The 6,871-nt window shown below is 41.8% G+C and carries 8 protein-coding genes and 1 riboswitch; all 8 genes read right to left on the reverse strand.

The features are described 5' to 3' along the window. Positions 1-35: 35 nt before the first annotated feature. On the reverse strand, positions 36-245 hold the full coding sequence (locus tag IWB18_RS09200; protein ID WP_195683329.1) for a hypothetical protein: 210 nt from the start codon (positions 243-245) through the stop codon (positions 36-38). Then, on the reverse strand, positions 242-1,003 hold the full coding sequence (locus IWB18_RS09205) for a hypothetical protein (protein ID WP_195683330.1): 762 nt from the start codon (positions 1,001-1,003) through the stop codon (positions 242-244). Before IWB18_RS09205 ends, IWB18_RS09200 begins: the two co-directional genes overlap by 4 nt. A gap of 12 nt (positions 1,004-1,015) precedes the next feature. Continuing rightward, positions 1,016-2,098 carry an ABC transporter substrate-binding protein gene (locus IWB18_RS09210; protein ID WP_195683331.1) on the reverse strand — a complete coding sequence of 361 codons (1,083 nt, stop codon included), beginning with the start codon at positions 2,096-2,098 and terminating at the stop codon, positions 1,016-1,018. A gap of 27 nt (positions 2,099-2,125) precedes the next feature. After that, the gene (locus IWB18_RS09215) at positions 2,126-2,935 is read right to left on the reverse strand and encodes an ABC transporter ATP-binding protein (RefSeq protein WP_195683332.1); all 810 of its coding nucleotides are present in this window, start codon (positions 2,933-2,935) and stop codon (positions 2,126-2,128) included. Further along, positions 2,932-3,948, reverse strand: a complete 1,017-nt coding sequence (locus IWB18_RS09220) for a FecCD family ABC transporter permease (protein ID WP_195683333.1) — start codon at positions 3,946-3,948, stop codon at positions 2,932-2,934. Before IWB18_RS09220 ends, IWB18_RS09215 begins: the two co-directional genes overlap by 4 nt. Before the next feature lie 54 nt (positions 3,949-4,002). Next, positions 4,003-4,596: an Ig-like domain-containing protein gene (locus tag IWB18_RS09225; RefSeq protein ID WP_195683334.1), complete on the reverse strand. Its 594-nt coding sequence runs from the start codon at positions 4,594-4,596 to the stop codon at positions 4,003-4,005. A 90-nt stretch (positions 4,597-4,686) separates the two neighbouring features. Further along, positions 4,687-4,803, reverse strand: a riboswitch (molybdenum cofactor riboswitch). 116 nt (positions 4,804-4,919) lie between these two features. Further along, positions 4,920-5,339, reverse strand: a complete 420-nt coding sequence (locus IWB18_RS09230) for a universal stress protein (protein ID WP_195683335.1) — start codon at positions 5,337-5,339, stop codon at positions 4,920-4,922. 21 nt (positions 5,340-5,360) lie between these two features. Beyond that, positions 5,361-6,824, reverse strand: a complete 1,464-nt coding sequence (locus IWB18_RS09235) for a SulP family inorganic anion transporter (protein WP_195683336.1) — start codon at positions 6,822-6,824, stop codon at positions 5,361-5,363. Positions 6,825-6,871: the final 47 nt, after the last annotated feature.

Below are 6,871 nucleotides of genomic sequence, written 5' to 3' on the forward strand. Positions count from 1 at the left end.
GGATGCCAAAGTCTAATATCCTTTGGCATCCACTTTTAACTATTATTTTTCATACATTCGAAGCTGTCGGCTATCCACCTTCTAAATCTGCAGTTATAACAACTTATATCTTCTTCGGCCATTCGTTCCTCTTCGTAATCTTCAGAGAAACGACCACAACTTATCGCCAATTCCGAAACTGCATGGTAATCATTTTGCCCTCCGTTGTATATTTTCCTGCCATCCTTGAATATCCACTTCGTCATCTTCCTATCCTCTTTCGATTCAGATCGTTCTTTGAAATGATTTTCCAAGGCGCTCTCGAGTCATTCCACGCTTCTACCATCACTACAGGTTCATGTTCCCATAAAATCGGCTTTATCTCGGGAATCAATGCAACTGGATCTTTTGGATCTATGTCTGAATAATCATCTGTGATCAAACGGCTAAATCCGTACTTTTCGCATATTTCTCCAGCTGGCCATATCCCTTGAGAGTCTTCTGGTTTGATTTTTCCCTTCAATCTGCCGTCACTTCCATACAACCTGAGTCCACATCCAGCCAATGCACCTATAACTCCTCCTCCGGTACCTCCATGCTCCGACAGATGGATCTCTTTGCCATATATCGAAGCCAAGTCATAGGCGGCTTTCTTATGAAGAACTGTTTCCTTGGCGCTTTTGCCAAATGAAATCAATTCTTGTTTAGCCGAATCTGAAATCATGTCAGTCTGCACAAAACACAAACCCGGATCAGAACCCTTGGCAGCATTCCTCTCAAGATAATTTTCACAAAATCCAACTACCTGATCCCACGATTCCCATGAAGTTTCCAGCTTCGCGCACATGGAGCTATTATGTGAAGTGTATGGAATGTCCTCATGAACATATAATTGGTGTCGGGATACAAAACCTGCACTGGCCAGGCTCTTGATTTTTAACTCAAAGCAAAGCTTTTCCAGCAGTTCTCCAGTGCCTATGCTATCCAGGTTATCCGTATCATCTATACAAATCAAAGCATTCATATGTAAGCCTCCCTAATTTGGTGCCGGAGCTCGAATACCGTCTCCAGACAGGATTTTTTCATAGATCTCATCAGTCATTTCATAATCATAAAATCTTCTGTAATAGCTTCCAACTTTTTCTTTTAAATCAAAATCTCCAATGTTTTCTTTATATATAAGATCTGTGAGCCACAATATTCCCAGAGATGTCTCCGTGCTGCTGGGATGTCCCCACCGCGAAACCCCGATTGGTATCTGATAAACTCGACCATCTTTTACCGCGCGCAATCCCTGCCATTTCGGGTCAGAGAGTATGAAGTCATCTATACCGCTTTCATTGCATATGATCATGTCCGGATCCCATGAATATATCTGCTCAAGATTGGTATACGTTTTGCCTTCGTTTAGAAAAAGATTATCTTCCAATGAAACGTTTTTTACTCCTGTCACACCGATCCATTCAGCTTCGAGACTTCCTTCTACATCGGTCCTCAAAGATTCGTTCACCGAATGGTAAAGTGCCGGTCTTTCTTCCTGCGGAACTTTAGCCGCTGTGCTCTCAGCCCAACTGATTGCGTCATTATACCAATCTATCATCTCTTGCGCCTCATCCACTTCTCCGAGTGCAGTGCCTATAAGTAAAAAAGCCTCCATTTGCTCTTCCATGGTTGTATAATCTATAACCACATATGGAATGTTTGTTTTTTCCAACTTGTCTTTTTCCGCATCGTTAAAATACATGTCACTTTTGACAAATATCAAATCTATGTCAAGCGCCATGACCGCTTCTGCATTCATGGCCCCGCTATCCTTAACAACAGCTGCATCTATCAAAGTCGGAGACATCTCTTGAAGCAGCACGTCCCTTTTCACACCACTTATTGTAGCAGGCATCATGTCCCCGTATCCATACATTATTACACACTGGCCTGCAAACGGATCCAAGGTGGCTATGGCATCAAGTTCCGCCGGTATCTCCACCTCACGCTCAACGCTGTCAACAACAACCACAACGTCCTGCTTTGGGTTTTCACGCCCTTCATTCCCAGGTGCGCAACCAACAAACAACGTTGCCGCTATTAGCGCCAGTGTACTTATCTTAAAAATCTTGTTCAATCAAACCTCCCCTTTCAAATGGTCATGTTACAATGTGCCCAGTAATGCCATGCTCCGAATTGATGACCCATCCGTACACATTTCTTTAAAGATTCTTGATCTTACTCCGTAAACATTTGAAATATTTTCTTCTGTTATCACATGTTCCGGACTACCTTTGGAGTATACTGCTCCTTCGCTCATCATTATGACTTCCACGTTCAATCCTTTTTCCTGAAAGTAGAATGCATGAACCGGTGAATGGGTGGCAATAAGAATAGACAGCTTGTCCATCATGTTAAGTTTTACAATGGTTTCAAGAAATACCAGCTCATTTTTGAAATCCAAATTGGCAGTGGGTTCATCCATCACCAGTAACCTTGCCTGTTGACTCAAGGCTCGTGCCAAAAGCACCAGCTTGATTTCACCGCCGGACAACTGGTTGTAGGGCTTCTTTGCAAAATCTGAGATCCCCACCATCTCCATTGCTTTTCGGCAATTTTCCATATCCTTTATTCCCGGTTCACCAAGCTGGCCGACATGAGCCGTTCTTCCCATCATAACGATCTGTTCTACCGTATATGGAAAAACAACCTGGTGAATCTGCGGCACATAGGCCATGTGTTTTGCAACATCTCTCCTATTGTATTTTGACAGCGGTTTTTCCATCAAAAATATTTCACCTTTTGAAGCTTGATGAATAGACATGATGTTGTCAAGCAGAGTAGTTTTCCCGCAACCGTTGGGCCCCATCAAACATACCACATCGCCTTGTCCCATATCAAATGTGACATTTTTGACTACATCTTTTTCAGGGTACGAAAAAGAAAGGTCACAAACACTTAATATCCCGTTCATTTCCATCCCCCTCCTTTAGTCTTCTTCAGCAGATAAACAAAAAATGGCGTCCCCAAAATCGCAGTGAGTATTCCTATGGGGATTTCAGATGTGCTTATAGATCGGGACAAAGTATCTATTAATATCAAAAATGTAGCTCCCAAGGACATGCTCCATGGAATGAGCTTTGTATTGTCATTGCCGACTATCATTCTGCAAATATGTGGAACGATCAATCCGATCCATCCTATTGTCCCACTTATGCATACAGCCGAGCTTGTAGACAAGGTAGCTCCACCAATTATCAGAACCTTGTACCACTTTGCATCCAGACCCAGCGTGGCGGCTTCCTTGTCACCCATGGATAAAATATTTATCTTCCAACGAGAAAGGTATATGATCCCAACTCCAGCAATTATTGGAATAAAAGCCCAAAAATGCTTGTACCCAATAGATGAGAGGCTTCCCATGGTCCAAAATGTAAGTGCAGGCAGTTCAGAGTATGGATCGGCAACATATTTCAACATGGATGTAAAAGCACTGAAAAAGCTCGATACGACCACACCACCCAGTACCAATGTAATAGTAGGTGCAGATCCGTAAATTCTTCCTGCCAAATATGCAAGAAGTACTGCAGCCACGCCGAATACGAACGACAACAGATAATTGAGATACCCTCCACCAAAAACCACTATAGCCAAAGATGCGCCAAAACTTGCACCGCTTGACACACCCAAAATACCTGAATTGACCAAGGGGTTTCGAAATACACCTTGATACGCAGCTCCGCTTACAGCCAATGAAGCTCCGATCATTGCTCCTGCAATCGCTCTTGGCAATCGCAACTGGAAAATGATAGTCCAGAGTTGATCCGATGAATATTGGTCGCCGCTATTCCATGGAGCGATAATTGAGAGTACGTCAAAAAAACCGATATGATATCTCCCTACAAACAAAGTCAAAAACATGGCACTTATGGGAAGAAGCAGAATTATAGATCTTACCAACCACTTCTTTGCTATTGTCCGGCTCATATATTTACCCCCAAAAACAGCTATGGAGAGTATCATCCCTCCATAGCGTCAGTGTCAATTATTTTGTCGCTTGTAAAGTTTAAATCCGGCAAAGGCAACTACCGCTCCAATACCCACAAAAAATATGATCAATGAAGGGTTGTCTTCTTGCGAATCCTGGTTTTCTGGTTCTTGATCACCTACTCCCGATTGATCGTCAGAATCTGATTGTGTCGTAAAGGTTATTTCCAAAGGTTCGGCCATTTTATCACCGGATTTACTCTCCAATGCGGTATCCACTATCAAAGTGTAGGACATTCCGGCTCTTAATTCCTCTGCAAATTCAATATTTGCAAAATTTCTTTCATCTTTGTTAACCGATTCGGCAAGCACGACTTCAATCTCAACTGCATTGCCGTCTTGATCCTTAACTGAGAATGCCTGGATATTCGATTCGCGAACCGTATCAAAAGTAACATTCTTGTTAAACTCCAATCTTATCGACGTGTCCAATGCGACAGATTCCGCACCATTTTCAACACTGGTGGTTACCAACTCCAAGGGATCTTCCTGTCCTCCACCGCTACCATCTCCTGAAGCTACAACTGTACCTCCCGCCATCAGAAGGCATACCAATAAAAGTGCCAAGATTTTTTTGATTGTTTTCATAAATCCATCTCCTTATAATATATTATTGCACCCAAAAGTATAAGTGCGGATAAACAAAAAAACCTTCCCATCAGGAAAGGTTTACATAAAAAACAAAACCATCGATCTCCTTTCCAAATGGGGAGGCCCAGCCGTTTCCAACTAAACCCTGACGGTCTACGTCCCTAGACATTTCCTTAGGACTTCAACTCGGAGAAGTATTGTTCAAATTCTTTTTTACAATTTTCTATTCAATTATAGCACTGCATATTGGTTATATCAACCAAAAATATTTGATGCTAAAAATCAACTGATGGTACAGAATCCAAAAATCGGATGGTAATTTATTTTACGATCAGTACCGGGCAGTGCACTTTTTTTGACACTTTGTGACTTACACTGCCCAATACCACTTCCTGCAATAAGTTGAGACCGCGACTGCCGACGACTACCAGGTCGAATTTTCCTTTATCAGCCTGGTCCACAATTATTTCACCCGGGTCCCCATGGAGTATCTTGATTTCGTATGATACATGACTATTTTTCAAGATCTCTTCGATGTGCGAAATTTTCTTGTGTCGGATCACTTCCAGCTCTTCTTTCCCGTGAGAATGCACAACTTCATTTTTCGATTGTTCAAAATTGATCACTAAAAGGATCTCTATAGAACTGCCGTCGATCAGCGATGCAATGTCTATGGCTTCCAGTGTAGCTCTAGTTGAATTTTCAGAACCATCTACAGCCACCAAGATTTTTCTGTACATTTGCTCATCCCCCATACTATATTAGTGCGAAGATAATTTTGCATTTGGATTATTATAAACAGCCAACCTGTCTATCAACTTTTTACTGCTGGTGTTAAGACCTTGGATAGTCACTTTGTTATTGTTAGCATAATGTTTAAGTACAACCTTGTCAATTGCCGCAACAGCGGAATCATCCCAAATATGTGCATTTGAAAAGTCGATGATGATATGGGTATCCTTGACGCTGAAGTCGAATGACCCGACAAACCCTTCAACTGATGCAAAAAACAGCGGACCGTTGATGCTGAACAGGGTGTTTTTGTTTGTATTTTGTTTCATTATCTCTATCTTCGAAATTTTTGCAACAAAAAATAATGCGCTCAAGACTACTCCCGCCATAACACCTTTGGATAAGTCATGGGTAACCACCACTATCAGTACAGTCGCAAACATTACTATCGCATCGCTTTTTGGAGCCTTTTGCAAATATGAAAATGATGACCAGTCAAACGTTCCAATGGATACCATGATCATGATCCCTACAAGGACGGGCATGGGAATTTGAACTACGAGATCACCCAACACGATGATCAAGAACATCAAAAACATTCCTGCGACAAGAGTTGATAACCTTCCTCTTCCCCCCGATTTAACATTGATCACAGATTGCCCTATCATTGCACATCCTGCCATGCCCCCAAAAAAACCTGTAACGATATTTGCAATGCCCTGGCCTTTGGCCTCTTTGTCTTTGTTGCTTTCCGTTTCCGTCATATCGTCTACAATGGATGATGTCAGCAGGGATTCCAAAAGACCTACTATCGCTAGAGCAATGGAATATGGAAAAATTATTCTAATGGTCTCGAATGTAAATGGAACCACGGGCATCGAGAATATGGGCAGTGCTTTTGTGATAGATCCCAAGTCTCCGACTTTTCCCAAATCAAGCCTCATATATATGGATACGGCCGTTAGCAGAACAATAGCTATCAGTGGTGCCGGGATCGCTTTTATAAATCTGGGTAAAATATAAACTATCGCCAGTGTGATGGCTACAAAAGCATATGTCAAAGCGGAAATCCCAATAAAGTGCGGCACCTGTGCCATGAAGATCAATATTGCCAGTGCATTTACAAAACCGATCATGACGGCTCTTGGAATAAACTTCATTATACTTGATACTTTAAACATACCAAAAACCACCTGTATGATCCCTGTCAAAATGGTCGCTGCAAACAAATAATTTACTCCATGTTCTTTTATCAGCGGAATCATTACCAATGCCATGGCGCCAGTTGCAGCTGATATCATTCCGGGACGACCACCCACGAATGCAATTACGACTGCGATACAAAATGATGCATATAGACCAACCATTGGATCTACTCCTGCAATTATTGAAAATGCTATCGCTTCAGGAATCAATGCTAATGCCACAACGATTCCTGCCAATATATCACTCTTAACATTTGAAAACCATTCTTTTTTAATCTTCTCTACCAAATATCATACACCTCTTATTATTTTTCATTGAACTTTTGTGCAATTTT

Origin of the sequence: Alkalibacter mobilis, assembly GCF_015594845.1 — a bacterium.
Lineage (GTDB): Bacteria > Bacillota > Clostridia > Eubacteriales > Alkalibacteraceae > Alkalibacter > Alkalibacter mobilis.